This is a genomic window from Sandarakinorhabdus glacialis (assembly GCF_014643455.1).
GTDB classification, from domain to species: Bacteria; Pseudomonadota; Alphaproteobacteria; order Sphingomonadales; family Sphingomonadaceae; genus Sandarakinorhabdus; species Sandarakinorhabdus glacialis.
This window is the reverse complement of record NZ_BMJM01000002.1, coordinates 355,721-376,468: the sequence shown is the minus strand read 5'-3', so window position 1 is coordinate 376,468 and position 20,748 is coordinate 355,721. Positions and strand designations below refer to the sequence as shown.

The following is a 20,748-nucleotide window of genomic DNA, read 5'->3' as shown; positions in this document are numbered from 1 at the left end:
TTTCTGCTCGTTTCCGGCGGCGGCACTAATCCACCCCCAGCCCCTCCCTTTCAGGGAGGGGAGTTTTCAGATCAGCCTTGGCTCTACGCCATCGAGAATGTGGCTGCAGCGAAAATCGGCAGGTTTGTCGTTGTCGTTGAAGGCTGCGATGGTCGACCAGCCCTTGGCGCGGAGGTCGGCGCCGGTTTCGGGAGGGGTGCCTAGCGGCAGGAGGATGCGGCGCGGGTCGGTGACGCCGAGGCCGGCGTCGACGAGGCCGTCGACATAGAGCGAGAAGCCGATCGCGGGTTCGGCGGTGTCGTCGGGGGTCGTGATGGCATAGGCGCCGCCGCGGCCGACTTCGCCGAGGATGCCGGCGCCGAACAGCGAGAAGCCGATCCAGGTCTGGTATTCGAAGCCGTGGCGCTCGGTGGGGTCGAGGGTGACGGTGACGCCTTGCAGGTCGGCGATCAGCGCGGCGATCGATTCCAGGCGCGCGCGGACGTGGGCGGGCAGGGCGAGTGCGAAGAGGCGGGCGAGCGCGGCGGCGGCGGGGCCGGCGGCGGCGATGAGGGGTTCGAACGCGCCGGCGCCAAGTGCGGCGAGGCCGCCGCTGTCCTTGCCGTCGAGGAGCGACTGGACTTCGGCGAGGCTGGCCTTGCCGAGCGGCCAGCCGGACTGAGCGAGGTCGGCGACGAGGGTGGGAATGGTGATGTCGAGCGAGAGGTCGGCGAGGCCGGTCTGGCGGAGGGCCTCCACGGCAAGAGCGATGATCTCGCGGGCGGCGGCGGGGGCGTCGCTGCCGATGAGCTCGGCGCCGACCTGGACGCTTTCGCGCTCGGGGCTGAGTTGGCTGCCACGGACGCGCAGGACGAGGCCGGCGTAGCTAAGGCGGAGAGGGCGATGGGCGGCGGCGAGGCGGGTGACGGCGATGCGGCCGACCTGGCCGGTGATGTCGGAGCGCAGGGCGAGGGTGTGCTGGCTGACGGGATCGGTGAAGCGGAGGAGTTCTCGGCGGGCGGCACCGCCGAGTCGGGAGCCGAGTGATTCCTCATATTCGACCATAGGAGGCTGGACGTGTTCATAGCCGTGGGAGGCGAAGCTGGCGGTCAGGCTGCGGACGAGTGCGGCGGCCGCCTCGGCCTGGGGGGGGAGGCGGTCGCGCAGACCTTCGGGGAGGAGACCGGGGGGGATCATTTATGTGTCCGTTTATGTGTCGGCGCGGGTATCACCCTCACCCCGCTCACCGCAAGGGCGGCGAGTCACCCTCTCCGGTAGGGGAGAGGGTAGACAGGTCAGGCGAAAGTCAGGGCTTTTACCGTTTTGACGCCGGGGAGGCGGCAGATGCTGGCGAGCAGCGGGTCAGGGATGGTGTCGTCGACCGAGAGCAGAAGGATGGCTTCGCTGCCGGTGTTTCTGCGGCCGAGGTGGAAGGTGCCGATGTTGACGCCGGCTTCGCCGAGCGCGCCGCCGAGACGGCCGATAAAGCCGGGTTTGTCCTCGTTGACGATGTAGAGCATGCGGCCGCTGAGGTCGGCCTCGACGGTGATGCCGAAGATCTCGGTCAGGCGCGGCTTGGTCATGCCGAACAGGGTGCCGGCGACGGTGCGGTCGCCGTCGGGGGTTTTCACCGTGACGCGGACCAGCGTGTGATAATCGGTCTCGCGGTCGTGGCGGACTTCGGCGATCTCGATCTCGCGTTCGCGGGCGAGATAGGGGGCGTTGACCATGTTGACGGTGTCGCTGTGGGTCCGCATCAGCCCGGCAAGGACGGCAGCGGTGATCGGCTTGATGTTGAGCTGGGCGGCAGCGCCCTCGACTTCGACGGTGACGCCCTTGACGCCTTCGGTAACGAGCTGCCCGACGAGCGAGCCGAGGCGTTCGGCGAGCTGCATGTAGGGGCGGAGGCGCGGTGCTTCCTCGGCCGACAGCGACGGCACGTTGAGGGCGTTGGTGACGCCGCCTGTGAGCAGGAAGTCGGACATTTGCTCGGCGACCTGGATGGCAACATTGACCTGGGCTTCGTCGGTGCTGGCGCCGAGGTGCGGCGTGCTGATGAAGTTGGGGGTGTTGAAAAGCGGGCTGGCCTTGGCAGGTTCTTCGACGAAGACGTCGAGCGCGGCGCCGCCGATATGGCCGGAATCGAGCCCGGCCTTGAGGGCGGCTTCGTCGATGAGGCCGCCGCGGGCGCAGTTGATGATGCGGACGCCAGGCTTGGTCTTCGCGAGGTTTTCGGCCGACAGGATGTTGCGGGTGCTGTCGGTCAATGGCGTGTGGAGCGTGATGAAATCGGCCTGGGCGAGGAGCTCGTCGAGGCTGACCTTGGTGACGCCCATGATTTCGGCGCGCTCGGGAGTGAGGAACGGATCGAAGGCGATTACCTTCATCTTGAGGCCGAGGGCACGGTCGGCGACGATGCTGCCGATGTTGCCGGCGCCGATCAGGCCGAGGGTCTTGGCGGTCAGTTCGACCCCCATGAAGCGGTTCTTTTCCCACTTGCCGGCCTGGGTACTGGCGTCGGCTTCGGGAAGCTGGCGGGCGAGGGCGAACATGAGGGCAATGGCGTGTTCGGCGGTTGTAATGCTGTTGCCGAAGGGGGTGTTCATCACGACGATGCCGGCGCCGGACGCGGACGGGATGTCGACATTGTCGACGCCGATGCCGGCGCGGCCGATGACCTTGAGGTTGGTCGCGGCGGCGATGACGTCCTTGGTGGCCTTTGTGGCGCTGCGGACGGCGAGGCCGTCGTAATGGCCGATGATCTTGATAAGCTCGTCCTTGGTGAGGCCGGTGATTTCATCGACTTCGATGCCGCGGGCGCGGAAGATTTCGGCGGCCTTGGGAGACATTTGGTCGGAGATTAGGACTTTTGGCATGGTTTGATCCTTGGCCTGCTGCCGGATAAGGCGCGGTGGGGAAAGCTTTTGGCTGGGCGATTAGAGTGACCCACCCCCGACCCCTCCCTTGAAGAAGGGAGGGAGAAGTCGGAAGGGCTAGGCTGTGGCCTGTGCGTGGGCCCAGTCGAGCCACTGGGTCAGCGCTTCGATGTCGCTGGTGTCGACGGTGGCGCCGCACCAGATGCGCAGGCCGGGAGGGGCGTCGCGGTAGGCGCCGATGTCGTAGGCGGCGCCTTCTTTTTCGAGCAGCGACGCGATGGCCTTGGGCAGCGCTTCGTCGGCGCCGGGCAGGGTCAGGCAGACGCTGGTGTTCGAGCGCGTCGCCGGCACCTTGGCGAGGTTTTCGATCCACGGGGTGGCGTCGACCCAGCGGTTGAGCTCTGTTGCATTGGCGTCCGCGCGGGCCATCAACTCGGGCAGGCCGCCGATCTGCTTCGACCATTCGAGGGCGTCGATGTAGTCCTCGACGGCGAGCATCGATGGCGTGTTGATGGTTTCGCCCGAGAAGATGCCTTCGATGAGCTTGCCCTTGGAGGTCAGGCGAAAGATTTTAGGCAATGGCCAGGCAGGGGTGTAGCTCTCGAGGCGCTCCACGGCGCGTGGCCCCAAGATAAGGACGCCGTGGCCGCCTTCGCCGCCGAGGACTTTCTGCCAGCTGTAGGTGAGCACATCGATCTTGTCCCAGGGGATGTCCTGGGCAAATACGCCCGAGGTCGCATCGACGAGGTTGAGGCCTTCGCGGTCGTTGCGGATCCAGTCGCCATTGGGGACCCGAACGCCCGAGGTGGTGCCGTTCCAGGTGAAGCAGATGTCGCGGCTTTGATCGATGCGGGTGAAATCGGGCAGCTCGCCATAGGGGGCGGTGACGACGTCGGCGTCGATCTTCAACTGCTTGATGGCATCCGTCACCCAGCCTTCGCCGAAGCTTTCCCAGGCGATCATGGTGGCGGGACGGGCGCCGAGAAGGCTCCACATCGCCATTTCATAGGCGCCGGTGTCGGAGGCCGGCACGATGCCGATGCGATGGGTGCTGGGGACGCTCAAGACTTCGCGAGTCAGGTCGATTGCGAGCTTGAGGCGCGATTTGCCGATCTTGGACCGGTGCGAGCGGCCGAGAGATTCGGTGGCGAGTTGGGAGGCATCCCAGCCGGGACGCTTGGCACAGGGGCCGGACGAAAAATGCGCACGCGCAGGAAGCGCGGTAGGACGGTCAATCATATTCTCTCCTCACAGAGAGCTCGCGCGGCGTTGGGACCGCGTGGCCCGCCGCCGCTCATAGGGAGGTCTGGCGGGCAGTCAAGCGAATGTTGGCGCTCCCGGTGTTGCCGAGAGGTTGCAGACAGAGGCCGTGTGGCAATTTCGACACGTTCATGATTGCAATCCAAACTGTCACAATTCTGGCCCCATATTGTAACAGTCCGCACTTATGCCCCCGCTTCAACGCCGTCTTTGGCGCACCGGGATCACCTTTCGATGAAATCGACAACATCTCTCGCCGTACTGGCCTTGCTGGACGTGATGTTCACCTCGCCATTGTGGGCTGCAGCGGCACAGGATGCGCCGGCGCCGATCGTGGTCGCCGCTGCCGACGACGCTGTGCCTTCGGAAGGCCTCGACGAGATCGTCGTGACCGCGACGAAGCGCGAAACCAACGCTCAGCGGACGCCGATTTCGATTACCGTGCTGGGCGGCGACTCGCTCAAGCAGCGCCGCGTCCTCAGCTTGGTCGATCTTTCCGACGGCAGCGTGCCGTCGCTGCGCATCGCGCCGTTCGAAGCACGCACGAATGCGCTGACCATCGGTATTCGAGGCATCGTGCCGCTCGATGCCAACCAGCCGGCGCGCGAACAGGGCGTCGGCATCTATATCGACGGCGTCTATCTCGGTCGGCAGCACGGTGTGAACACGTCGTTGTTCGATGTCGAGCGCGTCGAAGTGCTGAAGGGCCCGCAGGGCACGCTGTTCGGCCGCAACACCGAAGGCGGCGCGCTGTCGATCGTCAACCGGGCGCCAACGGGCGAATTCGGCGGGCGCGTCACCGGCGGCATCGGCAACTACGGTGCCTATAACGGCGAACTCCACCTCGACCTTCCCGAGTTCTACAATTTCAGCGTCAAGATCGACGGTGTCGTCCAGCACCAGGATGCAACGACGAAGAACCCGCTCGCCGGGCAGTCCGGCTGGAACCTTTCCGATCGCCAGGGCCTGCGCGCTGCCGTGCGCTGGCAGCCGTTCGAAGGTCTGACCAACGATTTTGCCTATGATGTAGCGCACACAGAAACGACGCCGTTCTACAGCCAGTTGCTCAATTTCAACCCGAATGCCTGCCCCAGCGGCGGCACGGCTGCGGTACCTATCCGGGCTTCGTTGGCACCGAATTGCGTCCTTCCCGGCACAGCCTACACCGGGCTCACGGGCACGATCCGCCCACCGCTGCCGGGCGTCATCATCAACAGCACGTCGCGCCAGAAAGTCGCCGACATCGGCGTTCCGCAGCAGCCGAGCGTCGACAACACGCACGGCTTCATCAATACGTTGAAGTACAAAATCACGCCCGACCTCGAGCTACGCTCGATCACCGGTTGGCGCGGCGTGACGTCGTCGCAGTGGGATAACGCCGGCGGCGCGCATCGTCCGCCTGTCGTTGCACCGGGTTGCGTCGGCACCGCGTGCAACTTCAGCCGCTACAGCCTTGCCAATTTGAAGCAGAATCAGTTCAGCCAGGAATTCCAGGCTGTCGGGACCCTGGGTCCTGTCGACTATGTCGGCGGTCTTTACTACTTCATCGAGAACGTCAGCGACGATGCGGCGACGCCGAATTCGATGGCCATTTCGGGCTACACGACGGCCGGTCAAACCAGCGGCTACAGCTATGTCGTGCTCGATCCGTGCGTTGGTTCGGGTGGTTTCGGGTCGCAGCCGGGTTGCCGCTCGATCGATCGTGCCTCGGAAGTCCGGTCGCGCAGCTACGCCGTTTATGGCCAGGGTACATGGCATGCGACAGATGAGCTGAGCGTCATCCTGGGCGGCCGCTACACCACTGACAAGAAGCAGGGCGAGTTGCTGTTCTCGCGCAATATCAACTATCGCACCGACCCGATCCGCGCCGCGGCGAACGGTTACAAGCCGTTGGATGAGACCTGGAACCGCTTCAACCCGATGGCGACCATCGGCTACCAGGCGGACGAGGACATCTATGTCTATGCCAAATATGCGACCGGCTATCGCGCCGGCGGCGCCAGCTCGCGCACGTCGAACTATCAGGCTTTCGATCCTGAGGACGTCAAGTCCTATGAAGTCGGGCTGAAGTCCGAGTTCTTCGATCGCCGCGCGCGGTTCAACCTGACCGGCTACATCATGGATCGCAAGGACAGCCAGGTCGATATCAGCTCGGTCCAGTTCACGGCGACGGGCAATTTCAACAACCTTGTCACCATCAATGCCCCGGGCAACACCAAGATCCGCGGCATCGAGGCCGATCTGACCTTCCGTCCGATCGAAGGCCTGACGCTCAACGCTTCGTACGCCTATACCTATACGAACATCCCGCCGGTGCTGATCACCGCCTCGGCGGTCAGCGGTACGCCGCCGGTCACCACCTCGACGAGCGTCTATCAGCAATTCTATATCGTCTTCACGCCGCGGAACGCCGCCAGCGGTGCGATCGATTACGAACTGCCGATCGGCAAGGGCGACACCGCGGTGCGCTTCCACCTCGACGCCGCCTATTCGCAGGCGACCCAGGCGTTCGACCAGTTCGAGACCAAGAACGACGCGTCGTTCCTCGTCAACGGCCGGATCTCCGTTACCCAGATCAAGATGGGCGACGGCGACCAGACGCTGAATGTCAGCCTGTGGGGCCGCAACCTGTTCGACAAGGACGTGCTGTTCCGCCGCGATCCATCGAACAGCCTGCCTGCTGCACCATCGAGCAGCGTTACCACCGGCAGCGTCAGCAACGTGCTTGGCGACTATGGTAACTTCAACCAGCAGCGCACCTTCGGCATCGAAGGCACCGTTCGCTTCTGAGGTTTGACGTCTAGACCAGCGCCCGGTCGTGCGAACGACCGGGCGTTTTGTCGTTCAGATTGCCGCGGCGATGGCGCGGGCGAGGTGGGCATGGGCCTTGTAGAACGTTTCGGACGGCGCGGTCCCGCCGTTGACGAAGCTGGCGATGAACAATGGGCGCGGATCGGCGCGAACCGGCCAGACGATCGCGACATCGTTAACACTGCCGTGACCACCGGTGCCGGTCTTGTCGCCGACTTTCCAGCCCTTGGGCAGGCCGGCGCGGAGGCGGGTGTCTCCGGTCGTGTTGGCGATCAGCCAGTCGGTCAGTTGCGCCCGGCTGGCGGGCTTGAGAATGTTGCCGAGCAGCAGCCGCTGCCAGGTTGCGATGACGGCATCAGGAGATGTCGTGTCGCGCGGATCGCCGGGCAGGGCCTCGCTCATCATGGTTTCGAAACGGTCGAGGCGGGTCACGGGATCGCCGATGTCGCGTAGCCAGCGGGTGAAGCCGGCCGGGCCGCCGAGCGCCGGAAGGAGCAAATTGGCGGCGGTGTTGTCGCTGTAGATGACGGTCGCTTCGGTAAGTTGGGCGACGGTGGCGGTACCGCCGATGTGTTTTTCGGAGACGGGGGAATTGCTGACGATGTCGGCCTTGCGGACGGCGATGGTGCGGCTGAGGCTGTCCTTGCCCTGGTCGACACGCTGCAGGATGGCGGCGGCGAGGAGGGCCTTGAAGGTGCTGGCCATGGGGAAAAGCTCGGCGCCGCGGTGGCTGAAACAGCGGCCGGAGGCGGTATCATGGACGGCCAAGCCGATGCGTCCGCCGGTGGACTTTTCGGCGGCGAGGACGGCGGACTTGAGGTCGAGGGGGGCAGGGGTGCGCGCGAGAGCCGGTGCTGCGGTGAGCAGCGCGGCGATCTGGGCGAATTGGCGGCGGTCGATCATGTGGTGGCGCTCTCCAGTTGGAGCGTGTTTTTCGCTGCGACGGCGGCAATTGCCAAGCGATGTTCCTTCACGGCAGCCATGAGATCCCCTAATGCTTTGGCATGGACCGGCCGCAGATACCCCTCAATGCTCTGCGCGCCTTCGAAGCCTCGGCGCGACACTTGAACTTCACGCGCGCGGCGATCGAGCTTTGCGTGAGCCAGGCGGCGCTGAGCCACCAGATCAAGGGGCTCGAGGCGCGGTTGGGGGTGACGTTGTTCAAGCGATTGCCGCGCGGCGTGATGATGACCGACGAGGGGGCGGCGCTGTTGCCGGTGCTTTCGGAGGCCTTTGATGGGATTGGTGCAGCGCTCGACCGGTTCGCCGGGGGACGGTTTCGAGCGGTGCTCAACGTCGGCGTGGTCGGGACGTTTGCCGCGATATGGCTGTTACCCAGGATGGCAGCTTTTGCGGCGGCGCATCCCGAAATCGACCTGCGCGTGACGGCAAACAACAATCGCGTCGATCTCGCGGGGGAAGGGCTCGATCTTGCCATTCGGTTTGGTGATGGCAATTGGCCGGGCGTAAGCGTGACGCCCGTCATGGCTGCGGCGTTGACGCCGATGGCGGCGCCGGGCGCCAAATTCGATGACGCGCCGTTGCTGCGGTCGTACCGGGCCGATGAATGGCCGCGATGGTTTGCTAAGGCGGGGCTGTCGGGACGCCCGGCGCTGGGCCCGGTGTTCGATTCATCGCTGGCATTGGCGGCTGCGTCGTCGGGAGGCGGCGGTGCCGCATTGTTGCCGGCGCGGTTGTTCGCGGGCGACGTTACCAGCGGCCGGTTGGTGCGGCTATCGGAGGTCGAAGTCGATGTCGGCGGTTACTGGCTGGTGCGGGCGCGCTCGCGGGCTGAACGCCCGGCAATGATGGCGTTTCGACTTTGGCTTGAAGCGACCGTCTAGTCGACGCTTTCCTCGATCGCGGCCGGGAGCCGCGTCATGGTCAGCCTGCCTTCCTTGACGACGAAGCCGAGCCGGCCTTCGACAAGGGCCAGGGCGTCCTCGCCAAAGATTTCGCGGCGCCAGCCATCGAGCACGGGCAGGCCGTCGCGGACGCCGGCCGCGAGCGCATCGAGGTCGTCGCCGCGGACGATGAGTCGCGGGGCGACACCGCTTTCCTTGCTGCGAATCTTGAGGAGCAGTTTGAGCAGGTCGGAGATCAGCGCGCCTTCGGTCGACAATCCCGGGCGTTGAGGTTCTCGAAGCGGCATCTCGTCGGCGGACAAAGGTTGCGCATCCTGCAGGCAGCGGATGAGGCGGTCGCCGATGGCGTTGCTCGCCCAGGCCGCCGAAAGTCCGCGGACCTTGGCGAGATCGGCCTGGCTGCGCGGCGGCGAGCCGGCGAGGTCGCCGAGGGTCTCGTCCTTGACGATGCGGCCGCGCGGCACGTCCTTGTCCTGGGCCTCGAGTTCGCGCCAGCGCGCGAGGGCCTTCAGCCGGCCAAGGACGTCGGCCTTGCGGCTTGGCAGGCGGAGCCGGGTCCAGGCTTTCTCGGGGTCATTGGCATAGGTGGCGGGGTCGCAGCAGCGTGCCATCTCGTCATCGAGCCAGCCGCCACGGCCGGTGCGGCGCAGCTTGTCGACCATCTTGGGGAACAGGTCGGCGAGGTGGGTCACGTCGCCGATGGCATAGTCGAGCTGGCGATCGTTGAGCGGGCGGCGGGCCCAATCGGTGAAGCGCGCGCCCTTGTCGATCTGGACGCCGGAATAGGCGGCGACAAGGTTGGTGTAGCCGACCTGTTCGCCAAGCCCGAGTGCCATGGCGGCGACCTGGGTGTCGAACAGCGGGGCAGGGGTCTTGCCGGTCAAATTGTAGATGATCTCGAGGTCCTGGCCGCCGGCGTGGAAGACCTTGAGGACTTCGTCCTCGACCATCAGCTTGAGCAGTGGCGCGAGGTCGATGCCCGGCGCCTTGGGGTCGATGGCGGCGGCTTCGGTGGAACTTGCGACCTGGACGAGGCAGAGGTCGGGATAATAAGTGCTCTCACGCATGAATTCGGTGTCGACGGTGACGAAGTCCGCCTGTGAGAGCCGATTGCAGAGCGCGGTCAGGGTTTCGGTATCGGTAACCAGCGGATGGATGAGCATTGACTGGTCATAGAGCGCCGAAAGCGACTCGACCAGTCGAAGACTTGCGGCAGTTACAATATGCAAAGCAAGATGTTCAGTTTAATTGCAGGTGTTGCCGCAGTGCCATGACGCGCCGTTTGCCTTGACAAAATGCCGTCCGGCGTGTGTCACCCGCGTCATCGTCGACGCCCCGGCTGCGGGCAAAATGTCCCTGTTCAATTCGAGATTGTCCCATGCACGCCTATCGTACCCATAATTGCGGCGCTCTGCGCGGCACCGATGCCGGCCAGAGCGTTCGCCTGTCGGGCTGGATCCACCGCAAGCGCGATCATGGCGGCGTGTTGTTTATCGACCTGCGCGACCATTTCGGGCTGACGCAGATCGTCGTCGGGCCGGGGTCGCCGGCGTTCGAGACGCTCGATCGGGTGCGGGTGGAATCGGTGGTGACAATCACCGGCGATGCCGTGGCACGCGAGGGCGGGGCGGTGAATGCGAACCTGGCAACGGGTGAGATCGAAGTGCGGGCGCTCGAGGTGACAGTGCAGTCGGCGGCGGTCGAATTGCCGTTGCCGGTGGCGGGCGATGCCGAATATCCCGAGGAGATCCGGTTGAAGTACCGCTATCTCGACCTGCGGCGGGAGCGGCTGCATGCCAACATGATGTTGCGTTCGGGGGTGATTGCCAGCCTGCGCCGGCGAATGATCGACCAAGGCTTCACCGAATTCCAGACGCCGATCTTGACTGCCAGCAGTCCCGAAGGGGCGCGCGATTACCTGGTGCCGAGCCGCGTGCATCCCGGCAAATTCTATGCGCTGCCGCAGGCGCCGCAGATGTTCAAGCAACTGTTGATGGTGGCGGGTTTCGACCGCTATTTCCAGATTGCGCCGTGTTTCCGCGACGAGGATGCGCGCGCCGATCGCTCGCCGGGCGAGTTCTATCAGCTCGATTTCGAAATGAGCTTCGTTACGCAAGACGATGTTTTTGCGACGATCGAGCCGGTTCTGGCGGGTGTGTTCGAGGAAAATGCCGGCTTTGGCGGGCGCAAGCCCTGGGCGGTCACTCAGGGGGCGTTCCCGCGCATCCCATATGCGGAATCGATGCTGAAATACGGCAACGACAAGCCCGACCTGCGCAACCCGATCGTCATCCAGGATGTGAGCGATCACTTCCGTAACTCGGGGTTCGGGATTTTTGCCAAGATGGTCGAGGATGGCAGCATCGTGCGAGCCATTCCGTCGCCGGGCACGGCCGAGAAGAGCCGCAAGTTCTTCGACGAGATGAACGACTGGGCTCGCGCCGAGGGTTATGCCGGGCTGGGATATGTTACGCGCAAGGCCGGCGAGTTCGGCGGGCCGATCGCCAAGAACCACGGCGAGGCGGGCATGCTGGCGATCTACGAGCAGCTGGGCCTTGGGCCGGACGATGGCTGTTTCTTTGCGGCGGGCAAGGAAGCGCAGGCGGCCAAGCTGGCCGGGCTGGCGCGGACGCGGGTCGGGACGACGCTCGATATCATTGAGAAAGATACTTTCAAATTCTGCTGGATCGTCGATTTCCCGATGTTCGAGTATGACGAGGACGCCAAGAAAATCGACTTTAGCCATAATCCGTTCTCGATGCCGCAGGGCGAGCTTGAGGCGCTCGAGACGCAGGATCCGCTGACGATCAAGGCCTATCAGTATGATATCGTCTGCAACGGCGTTGAACTGTCGTCGGGCGCGATCCGGAACCACCGGCCCGAGATCATGTACAAGGCCTTCGAGATTGCCGGCTATAGCCAGGCCGATGTCGATCGCGATTTCACCGGCATGATCAATGCCTTCAAATACGGCGCGCCGCCGCATGGTGGCTCGGCGCCGGGTGTCGACCGGATGGTCATGCTGATCGCCGACGAGCCCAACATCCGTGAGGTCGTGGTGTTCCCGATGAATCAGAAGGCCGAAGACCTGATGATGAATGCGCCGAACGCGGCAACGCTGAAGCAGTTGCGGGAGTTGCACATTCGTATCGTCGAATAGGGGGACGCGCCTTGGCCAAGATCGACCTGAGCAAATTCGAACACGACGAAGATCTCGACCGCGAGGTCTATGAAAAACAGCTCCGAGAACTCGAGCACAAGCTGGAGCTCATCCAGGCCGCGTATATCAACCAGGGCCGCAAGGCGATCGTCGCCATCGAGGGCTGGGATGCGGCCGGAAAAGGCGGGCTGATTACCCGGATGACGGCGCCCCTCGACCCGCGTTATACGCGGGTGTGGTCGATCGGGGCGCCGACGAAGATCGAGGTCGAGCATCATTATCTGTGGCGGTTCTGGGAGCGGCTGCCGGCGAAGCGCGAGATCGTCGTGTTCGATCGTACCTGGTATGGCAGGGTGCTGGTGGAACGCGTCGATAAACTGACGCCGGAAGCCGACTGGCGGCGCGCCTATGACGAGATCAACGCGTTCGAGGCGCTGCACATTGCCGATGGTGCGCGGATCGTGAAGCTGTTCCTGCACATCACCCAGAAAGAACAGGACAAGCGCCTGAAGGAGCGAATCGAGACGCCGTGGAAACGGTGGAAGACCGGCGTCGAGGATTATCACAACCGGTCGATGCGCGAGGCCTATCTCGATGCGTATAAGGAGATGTTCGAGCAGACATCGACCGAACTGGCGCCGTGGACGGCTATTGCAGCCAACGACAAGAAATTTGCGCGGATCAAGGGGTTGGAGGCTGTTGTTGCGGCGCTGGGGGAGGGAGTCGACCTGAACTATCCCGAGGCTAGCGTAGAGGTTCGGGCGATGGCGGAGGAGGCGCTTGGGGTGAAGCTGGATCTTTGAGGGCGGCTATGTTCTGGGCGGGAGACACCCCCACCCGGGCCGCGAAGGCGCGTCTCTCGCCTCCCCCCTCTAGGGGGAGGACAAAAGTTAGCCGGGGGTGCGTTTGCCGAGATAGGCGCTGAGGCGGTTGGTTGTCGGCATGATCGCGGTTTGCGGGTTGAGCATGTCGTAGACGACGGCGTTTTCGAGGACGCGCTGGACGTAGTTGCGGGTTTCCGACAGCGGGATGGCTTCGATCCAGTCGATGACGTCCTCGCTGGTGCGGGGGTCGCCATTGGCGGCAAGGAATTTGCGGACATTGCCGGGGCCGGCGTTGTAGCCGGCGACGGCGAGGACGTGGCTGCCGGCGAGATTGTCCTTGAGGCGGTTGAAATAGCCGGACCCGAGGGTGACGTTGTAGATCGGGTCGCTGGTCAGGCGCTCGGTCGATGAGGGAAGGCCCATCTTGCCGGCCTGTTCGGCAGCGGTTCCGGGCAGGAGTTGCATAAGCCCCTGTGCGTTGGCCGACGAGGTGATGGTGCGGTCGAACTGGCTTTCCTGCCGGGTGATGGCGTGGATCATGGTGAAGTCGCGCCTCAAATTGCCCGGCAGCGGGAGCACCGGGAAAGCGGAATCGAGCAGGCCGAAGTCGCCTTCGGCGCGCGCGGCCTTGCCGGCGAAGACACCGAGATCCTGGCGATTGAGCGGCCCCGCCAGCCCTGCAACGAGCGCCATCTGGCGGGGCCCCTTGGCGCGGTCGGCGAGTTGCCGAAGAAAGATGGCTTGGCGGCCGCGGTCGCCGAGATCCCCGAGTGCGAAAGTGGCGCGGACCAGCGGATCGGCGCGGAAGGTGCTGGCTTCGTCACCGGGGATCACGGCTTGGCGGGCGCGGATGACGGAAAGAGGCTTGCCAAGGCGTTCGGCGGCAAGCTGCCCGTAGAAATAATCGAAATGCACGGCGGCGGCCTCATAGGCGGCCCTGGCGTCGTTGGCCTTGCCGGCGGCCTCGTAGGATCGCCCGATCCAATAGTCGCCGCGCGACTGGCTGAGCGGGGTCAGCGAGGCGGTCCGGGCGTTCTGGAAGTTGGCCACCGCCTGTTGCGGGCGGCCGAGCTTGCGGAGCGCCAGCCAGCCAGCCAGCCACTCGCTGTCGACATAGGCCTGGCGTTCGCCGAGGCTGCGTTCGGCGACGGACCGGGCATCGGGATAGGCGCTGTGGCGCGAGGCGATGCGATACGCGGCCTCGGGGTTGCCGGAGCGCCAGGCTGCGCGGGCGAACTCGAGGCGGGTCTTGAGCCAGGTCTCGGGATCGAGAACGTTGCCGGGCGACGGATTGGCGTTGGCGAGCAGCGCCTGTGCAGACGCAACATCGCCGCGGCGGCGCATGTAGAGTGCGCGGTCGAGGATCAGGCCGGGGTCGTTCGCCAGTGCGGCCGGCACGTTGGCGAGGCGGCTGGCGGCGTCGGGGCTGTTGGTGCGCAATGCGATGCGGGCGAGCAGCCATTGCTGGCGGGCCTGGTCCATGCGCGGCAAGAGGCGGCCGGCGGCGCTGGTCTGGCCGCTCCAGAGCAGGCGGTCGGCGCGAGACAGATGGTCTTCGGGACGAAGGTCGCGCTCGAACTGGGCGAGCAGGGTGATCTCCTGCATCGGGTCGAGGCCGGCCGAATCCCAGGCGTCGCGGGCCATCTCGCGCGCGTCGGCGCTGCGGCCGGACTGCAGATAGGCTTCGGCGAGCCAAAGCTTGGCGAGCGCCGACATCGGCGGAAACTGCTTGAAATAAGTGATGCGGTCGGCGGGGAGGATGGTGTCGTCGATGAGTTTTTCGGCGGCGCGGCGCAAAGTGACGCTTTGCGGCCAATCCGGGCGCTCTTTCAGGAAACGGGCGTATTCGCCGAAGGTCGCGCCGTTTGCCTTGGTATAGTTGGTGCGGCGCAGGCGATCCCAGGTGACGACAGCGTCCATGGCGTTATCGGATGCGGCGCCGACCAGCGGCGAGGCAGCGAAGCTGCTGAATTGCCCGGCGGCATTGTTGGCGAGGCGGGCGGTATAGAGGCTGCGCGATGCCGGCGACAGTTGCGCGAGGACGGGGGCGGCGGAGAGCAGCAGCGCGGCAAGGGGCAGCGCGCGTGAAAAGACATTGCTTGCCAAGAGGCATCGGCGCTCCATATCAGTCTTTCTACTCAACCACGTAGGGACGCCTTAGGCGGTTCAGGCGTTTGGGTGAAGAGTTTGAGGACAGCAATGTGGACGGCATGATTATCCAGGGCTCGATTCCGGCGTTGGTGACCCCCTTCAAAAACGGCGCCGTCGACATGGATGCGTTCGCGGCCTTCGTCGAATGGCAGATCGCCGAAGGTTCGACCGGGCTGGTGCCGTGCGGGACGACAGGCGAATCGCCGACGCTGACCCATGCCGAACATCATGCAGTCATTACGCGGACCGTCGAGGTGGCTGCCGGCCGCGTACCGGTGATTGCTGGCTGTGGATCGAACGACACGGCGACGGCAATCGCGCATATGCAACATGCGGCGAATGTCGGCGCCGACGCGGCGCTGATCGTCGTGCCATATTATAACAAGCCGTCGCAGGCAGGGTTGATCGCGCACTTCACGGCGCTGGCGGAAAGCTCGCGCTTGCCGATCATCATCTACAACATTCCGGGGCGTTCGGTGGCGGACATGAGCACCGAGACGATGGCCGTGCTGGCCAGGCTGCCGACGATCGTTGGGGTCAAGGATGCGACGGGCAATCTGGCGCGGGTGGCGGCGCAGCGCGCGGCGTGCGGGGCGGATTTTATCCAGCTTTCGGGCAATGACGACATGGCGCTCGGGTTCAACGCGATGGGCGGGGTGGGCGCGATCTCGGTGACCGCCAATGTCGCGCCCCGGCTGTGTGCGCAGTTCCAGGCGGCGACGCTGTCGGGGGATTTCCGCACGGCGCTGGCGATCAACGACCGGCTTTATCCGCTCCATGCGGCGCTGTTCAGCGATGCGAGCCCGGGGCCGACGAAGCACGCACTGGCGCGGATGGGGCACATGGCGAGTGATGTGCGGTTGCCGATCTGTGCGGCGTCGGCGGCGTCGGCGACGGCGGTCGACGCGGCGCTGGCCCATGCCGGGCTCGCCTGATGGCGCGGCCTCGCCCCGAAACCGTCAAGGTCAAGACCGTCGCCGAAAACCGGCGGGCGCGGTATGAATATTACATCGAGGACGTGGTCGAGGCGGGGATTGCGCTGGCGGGTACCGAAGTGAAAGCCTTGCGCGGCGGCGAGGGCAGTATCGCCGAGGCCTATGCCGAGCTGAAGGATGGGCAGATGTGGCTGGTCAACGCCAATATTCCCGAGTTCAGCCACGGTAACCGGTTCAACCATGAACCCAAGCGACCGCGAAAGCTGCTGCTCCACGAGCGCCAGATCAACAAGATGGGGGCGGCGGTGGCGCGGCAGGGCATGACCCTTGTGCCATTGTCGATCTATTTCAACGACAAGGGCCGTGCCAAGGTCGAGTTGGCGCTGGGCAAGGGCAAGCAGTTGCACGACAAGCGCGAGACGGAGAAAACGCGCGACTGGAAACGCGATGCGGCGCGGATCATGCGGGATCGCGGATAGGCATGACGGACGACAAGGCCCTTGAGGACGGGATGCGGGCCAAGCTGGTTGCGGTCAAGCAAGCCTGGGCGCGCGCCGGGCGGTTGCTGACCGGGTCAAGCGACGTCGATCATTCGCACCGCCTGCCGCCTGGTCAGCGGCTGGTGACCAATTGGCCTGTGCTCGACCTGGGGATCCAGCCCGATGTGCAGCGCGAGGAATGGGAACTGACGATCGATGGCGCGGTCGTCAATCCGACCATATGGCGTTGGGCTGATTTTGCGCAACAGCCGGCGTTCGAGGATGTGTCCGACATCCATTGCGTGACGCAATGGTCGCGATACGACAACCACTGGCAGGGGGTGTCGACGCAGCATCTCCTGTCCGTCGTGCAGCCATTGCCGGGTGCGCGGCATGTGATCCTGCACAGCTATGACGGCTATACGACCAACGTCCGGCTCGATCATTTTGCGGAGGACGATTGCCTTTTGGCGCATAGCCATGACGGCGCGCCGATCACGCGCGAGCACGGCGGGCCGGTCCGGGTCATTATCCCGCGTTACTATTTGTGGAAATCCGCGAAGTGGTTGAAGCGTATCGAGATCGTCATGACCGACAAGCCGGGGTTCTGGGAAACGCGCGGCTATCATAACGAGGGTGATCCCTGGACGGAGCAGCGCTACGGCTGAGATCTGGCCTGCCTTGCCGCCTGGTGGTTGGCCGGCGCCCTATGCCGCGGGGGAGCCCAACCCGTGGATCGGGCAGCTTTTGATGTCGTTGCCGCTCGCGATGGCGCTGGTGTCGATCGATGGCTTGATCGCGGTGAGCAACGTTGCGTTGCTGGCGACGGCCGGATCCGGCTGCCGGCCGGGCGCACGACCCGAGGCGCTGGTGATTGCGGAAGATGCGACCGGGCTGGCGGATGCGGTGCGGCGGGCGATCGCCGGTGGGGCGCAGATCGAGATCCGGGCCGCATTGGTGACGCGGCCGGAAGAAAAGCAGGTGATCACCATCAGCCCGGTGCCGCCGGGCCTTGGCGTCGGGGCGCTGCTGGCGATGCGCGATATTCGGGAGCAATTGCGGCTCGAGGCGCAGGTTGCGGCAGCGACGCGAATGCAGGCGGTGGGTCAGTTGGCTGGCGGAGTCGCGCATGATTTCAACAACATCCTGACGGCTGTTCTGGGAATTACTGACCAGATGATCGACCGGCACCCGGTGGGGGACCCCGATCATGAGAACCTCGACGAGATCCGCCGCAATGGCCTGCGGGCGGCGGCACTGGTGGCGCAGTTGCTGGCGTTTGCCCGGCAACAGCCACAGCGGCAGCAAGTGCTCGACCTGGAAACGTTGATCGCGGCGCTGCGACCGTTGCTGGCGCAGCTTCTTGGCAAGGGAATTGACCTTCGTATCGAAGGCGGGCCGCTGCGGGCGGCGGTGCGGGCCGATCCCGGGCAGATCGAGCAGGTTATCGTCAATCTTGCCGTCAACGCGCGCGATGCCATGTCAGGGGCGGGATCGCTTACCATCACGGTACGCGATGTGCCGGCGGGCGAAATTCACGCGCTGGGACACCGAATCATCCCGCAGGTCGATCATATCGCGATCGATGTCGTCGATACCGGGGCAGGGATACCGGCCGCGATTGCCGGCAAGATATTCGAGCCATTCTTCACGACAAAACCGATGGGGGAAGGCACCGGGCTCGGGCTGTCGACGGTGTATGGCATCGTCAAGCAGAGCGGCGGCTATATCTTTGCATCGCCCTCGGATGGAGGGCGGGGGACCGTCTTCAGTGTGTATCTGCCTGCGGTGACGCGGTTGGCCGCGCGTGTGGTGGCACCGGTCGTCGCGGCGCAGGCGCAGGAGAACTCGCTGGTAGATCTGCGCGTGTTGCTGGTGGAGGACGACGCCGCGGTCCGGGCCATTCTGGAGCGGGGGTTGCGGCGGTTCGGACCGGTCGTAACGGTCGCAGGCGATGCCATGGTGGCGCTCGGGATCCTGGACGAAGGCGCGGAATTCGACGTGCTCGTGTCGGATATCATGATGCCGGGGATCGATGGTGTCGAACTGGCGTCGCGGGCCTTGGCGATGCGGCCGGGGCTGGGCGTCGTACTGATGTCGGGGTCCGCAGAAGCGCCGCTGCACCGTGCAGCCAGTGCCCAGGGTGTGCGGTTCCTTGCCAAGCCGTTTGCGTTGGCCGAACTTGTTGCTGCAATTGGCGACGCTTGTCCGGCTCATTAGCGAAGCTGTTGAAATCAAGCGCTGAAATAAACTTGTGTTCGCCACTTGTTCTCATGGAACAAACGGGATACGAATGCCTCATTGACGTGTTGCATCATACGTCTAGGAAAGGGCGGAGAACATGGCAGCAGCATTGAAGGTGGTAGACGGGGGCATGGATAGGCAGAAGGCGCTTGAGGCGGCACTGGCACAGATCGACCGTGCGTTCGGCAAGGGCTCGGTGATGAAGCTGGGCTCGAAGGAGACGATGGAGGTCGAATCGATCTCGTCGGGCTCGCTGGGCCTGGATATCGCGCTCGGCATTGGTGGATTGCCGCGTGGCCGTGTCATCGAAATCTATGGTCCGGAAAGTTCGGGCAAGACCACTTTGGCACTGCACGCAATTGCCGAGGCCCAGCGCGGCGGCGGCACGGCGGCGTTCGTCGATGCCGAGCACGCGCTTGATCCGGCTTATGCCAAGAAGCTTGGCGTCAACATCGACGAGCTTATCGTGTCGCAGCCCGATACCGGAGAGCAGGCGCTTGAGATCGTCGACACGCTGGTGCGATCGAACGCTATCGATGTCCTGGTGATCGATTCGGTCGCGGCCCTGGTGCCGCGCGCGGAAATTGAAGGTGAGATGGGTGACAGCCACGTAGGGCTCCAGGCGCGCCTGATGAGCCAGTCGCTGCGCAAGCTGACGGGTTCGATCAGCCGTTCGCGGTGCATGGTGATCTTCATCAACCAGCTGCGCATGAAGATCGGCGTGATGTACGGCAATCCGGAGACGACCACCGGCGGTAACGCGCTGAAATTCTATGCGTCGGTGCGTCTCGATATTCGCCGTACCGGACAGATCAAGGACCGCGACGAGGTCGTCGGCAACACGACGCGGGTCAAGGTCGTCAAGAACAAGGTCGCGCCGCCGTTCAAGCAGGTCGAATTCGACATCATGTACGGCGAGGGAATTTCCAAGATCGGCGAAATTCTCGACCTTGGCGTGAAGGCCGGCGTTGTCGAAAAGTCGGGTGCCTGGTTCAGCCACGACTCGACCCGCATCGGGCAGGGTCGTGAGAATGCCAAGAAGTATCTGAAGGAACATCCCGAGATGGCGGCGAAGATCGAAAAGATGATTCGCGACAATACTTCGGGAATTTCGGAAGCCTTGATGGCGGGTCCGGATAGCGAAGCGGACGGCGAGGAAGGCTGATCGGTCGCTATGATTACAGAAGGGCGGGGCTGATGCTCCGCCTTTTTTTTGGCACTGGTCAGGAAGATCGGCATCGGACAGTCTTTGCAGGCATTCCCGAAAATTTGAGAGAATGGCCCGATGAGCAATGCCGCGCAGATCGAGTACTGGAATAGCAGGGTCGGTGATACCTGGGCGGGGATGCAGGCCCGGATCGATGAGTCATTTACGCCGGTGACCGCGGCATTGCTCTCGCTGGCGGCACCGCAACCCGGTGAGAACGCTCTCGATGTCGGGTGTGGCAGCGGTGAAACGACACTTGCCCTTGCAGGAGCGGTTGGCGACGACGGCACGGCGCTCGGCATCGATATTTCGGACCAGTTGCTGGCGCGCGCGCGCGAGCGTGCCGCGGAGCTGTTGAGCGAGGCCGAATTTCGACAAGCCGATGCGGCGACCTTCGATGAAGACAGCGGCTTCGACCTGATCGTCTCGCGGTTCGGGGTGATGTTTTTTGCTGACCCTGTGGCGGCCTTGGCCAACATTCGTGCGCTTGCAGCGCTGGGCGGTCGCCTTGTGTTTGCGTGCTGGCAGCCGACGACGGAGAACCTATGGGCAACATTGGCGATGCAGGCTGTGGGTAACATTTTGCCGGATGCGCCCATGCCGCCGATTGCTGGCGAACCCGGGCCTTTTGCCTTTGCCGACCCCGAACACGTTCATGGCATCCTCGACGCTGCCGGTTGGCAGGACATCGCGTTTCACGCGTTGTCGTTTTCGATGGTGATCGGTGCAGGCGAAGACGCGCTGATGTCCGCTGTGGAATTCCACCTGAGTATCGGTCCGGCGGCTCGCGCCATTCGCGAAGCCGGTCCGGACGTGGCGGCGGCGGCGGCGCCACTGCTGGCCGATGCCCTGCGAGCGAATCTTTTCGAAGGCGTAGTGGGCCTGCCGGCGGCCGCATGGATCGTGACCGCGCGCGCCTGATGCCCGAAGGGATGACGTCGGTTGGGTTGAATGTGG

At 64.4% G+C, this 20,748-nt stretch carries 16 protein-coding genes; 10 read left to right on the top strand and 6 right to left on the bottom strand.

Annotated elements, in window-relative coordinates:
* Nucleotides 1–66: 66 nt before the first annotated feature.
* From IEW98_RS04655 to IEW98_RS04645, 3 genes are all read right to left on the bottom strand, one after another.
* Complete coding sequence (locus IEW98_RS04655; protein ID WP_188761748.1) at nt 67–1,176, bottom strand: ATP phosphoribosyltransferase regulatory subunit; 1,110 nt, start codon at nt 1,174–1,176, stop codon at nt 67–69.
* Nucleotides 1,177–1,274: 98 nt separating this feature from the next.
* Nucleotides 1,275–2,855, bottom strand: a complete 1,581-nt coding sequence (serA, locus tag IEW98_RS04650) for a phosphoglycerate dehydrogenase (RefSeq protein ID WP_188761747.1) — start codon at nt 2,853–2,855, stop codon at nt 1,275–1,277.
* 117 nt (nt 2,856–2,972) lie between these two features.
* Nucleotides 2,973–4,094 carry a phosphoserine transaminase gene (locus IEW98_RS04645; RefSeq protein WP_188761746.1) on the bottom strand — a complete coding sequence of 374 codons (1,122 nt, stop codon included), beginning with the start codon at nt 4,092–4,094 and terminating at the stop codon, nt 2,973–2,975.
* 255 nt (nt 4,095–4,349) lie between these two features.
* On the opposite strand from IEW98_RS04645, the gene IEW98_RS04640 reads away from it, so the two are divergent.
* On the top strand, nt 4,350–6,905 hold the full coding sequence (locus IEW98_RS04640; RefSeq protein WP_188761745.1) for a TonB-dependent receptor: 2,556 nt from the start codon (nt 4,350–4,352) through the stop codon (nt 6,903–6,905).
* 54 nt (nt 6,906–6,959) lie between these two features.
* Here IEW98_RS04640 and bla read toward each other — a convergent pair whose 3' ends face one another.
* Entirely contained in the window at nt 6,960–7,829 is an 870-nt protein-coding gene (gene bla, locus IEW98_RS04635) for a class A beta-lactamase (protein ID WP_188761744.1), read from the bottom strand.
* A gap of 101 nt (nt 7,830–7,930) precedes the next feature.
* Between bla and IEW98_RS04630 the strand changes: the two genes are divergently transcribed.
* Nucleotides 7,931–8,770, top strand: coding sequence for a LysR substrate-binding domain-containing protein (locus IEW98_RS04630; RefSeq protein WP_188761743.1), 840 nt, complete (start codon nt 7,931–7,933; stop codon nt 8,768–8,770).
* Here IEW98_RS04630 and rnd read toward each other — a convergent pair.
* Nucleotides 8,767–9,954, bottom strand: a complete 1,188-nt coding sequence (gene rnd / locus IEW98_RS04625) for a ribonuclease D (protein WP_188761742.1) — start codon at nt 9,952–9,954, stop codon at nt 8,767–8,769. The two genes, IEW98_RS04630 and rnd, sit on opposite strands and share 4 nt — an antisense overlap.
* Before the next feature lie 215 nt (nt 9,955–10,169).
* Between rnd and aspS the strand changes: the two genes are divergently transcribed.
* The gene (gene aspS, locus IEW98_RS04620; RefSeq protein ID WP_188761741.1) at nt 10,170–11,951 is read left to right on the top strand and encodes an aspartate--tRNA ligase; all 1,782 of its coding nucleotides are present in this window, start codon (nt 10,170–10,172) and stop codon (nt 11,949–11,951) included.
* Nucleotides 11,952–11,962: 11 nt separating this feature from the next.
* Entirely contained in the window at nt 11,963–12,754 is a 792-nt protein-coding gene (locus IEW98_RS04615) for a polyphosphate kinase 2 family protein (RefSeq protein WP_188761740.1), read from the top strand.
* Nucleotides 12,755–12,841: 87 nt separating this feature from the next.
* Here the strand turns inward: IEW98_RS04615 and IEW98_RS04610 are convergent, their stop codons facing one another.
* The gene (locus tag IEW98_RS04610; protein WP_188761739.1) at nt 12,842–14,881 is read right to left on the bottom strand and encodes a transglycosylase SLT domain-containing protein; all 2,040 of its coding nucleotides are present in this window, start codon (nt 14,879–14,881) and stop codon (nt 12,842–12,844) included.
* A gap of 107 nt (nt 14,882–14,988) precedes the next feature.
* On the opposite strand from IEW98_RS04610, the gene dapA reads away from it, so the two are divergent.
* The 6 genes from dapA to IEW98_RS04580 all read left to right on the top strand — a co-directional run bounded on the left by dapA (nt 14,989) and on the right by IEW98_RS04580 (nt 20,712).
* Nucleotides 14,989–15,861, top strand: coding sequence for a 4-hydroxy-tetrahydrodipicolinate synthase (dapA, locus tag IEW98_RS04605; RefSeq protein ID WP_188761824.1), 873 nt, complete (start codon nt 14,989–14,991; stop codon nt 15,859–15,861).
* Nucleotides 15,861–16,340, top strand: a complete 480-nt coding sequence (gene smpB, locus IEW98_RS04600; protein WP_188761738.1) for an SsrA-binding protein SmpB — start codon at nt 15,861–15,863, stop codon at nt 16,338–16,340. The genes dapA and smpB overlap by 1 nt, the downstream gene beginning before the upstream one ends.
* A 2-nt stretch (nt 16,341–16,342) precedes the next feature.
* On the top strand, nt 16,343–17,008 hold the full coding sequence (locus tag IEW98_RS04595) for a sulfite oxidase-like oxidoreductase (RefSeq protein WP_188761737.1): 666 nt from the start codon (nt 16,343–16,345) through the stop codon (nt 17,006–17,008).
* 82 nt (nt 17,009–17,090) lie between these two features.
* Complete coding sequence (locus IEW98_RS04590; protein WP_188761736.1) at nt 17,091–18,560, top strand: hybrid sensor histidine kinase/response regulator; 1,470 nt, start codon at nt 17,091–17,093, stop codon at nt 18,558–18,560.
* A 121-nt stretch (nt 18,561–18,681) separates the two neighbouring features.
* Entirely contained in the window at nt 18,682–19,749 is a 1,068-nt protein-coding gene (recA, locus tag IEW98_RS04585) for a recombinase RecA (protein WP_188761735.1), read from the top strand.
* A 120-nt stretch (nt 19,750–19,869) separates the two neighbouring features.
* Entirely contained in the window at nt 19,870–20,712 is an 843-nt protein-coding gene (locus tag IEW98_RS04580; protein WP_188761734.1) for a class I SAM-dependent methyltransferase, read from the top strand.
* The last annotated feature ends 36 nt before the right edge of the window (nt 20,713–20,748 follow it).